Raw genomic sequence first — 338 nt, 5'->3', positions numbered from 1 at the left:
AAAGATGGCTTTACCGAAGCTGAGCGTTACTTCCAGTTTTCGGGGCAAAATGCGATTTATCTGTCGGTGAAGGCGACCAAAGATCAGGACATGAATCCCAGTCGCTGAATCGGTCAAAAGCTTACATTGCGCATAAAAATGAGCAGCTACCCGATGATTGCAATCAAACTCTGGTTGACATGACTTACTACTTGCAAGGGCGTTTGGACATGATGCTGAAAAACCTCCTGCAAGGGGCTGTTTTAGTTGCCATCATGTTGAGTATTTTCTTGCGTGTGCGTTTAGCGCTGTGGGTAATGATTGGCTTGCCCGTTTGTTTCCTTGGCGCGGTGATGGTG

General features: G+C 47.0%; 1 pseudogene. It reads left to right on the top strand.

The features are described from left to right. Nucleotides 1-338, top strand: a pseudogene (locus CIK04_RS27995) (efflux RND transporter permease subunit); the annotation flags it as partial.

The organism is Vibrio sp. 03_296, assembly GCF_002265885.1.
The sequence above is the reverse complement of the archived record's forward strand: the minus strand, read 5'-3'. Positions and strand labels throughout refer to the sequence as shown.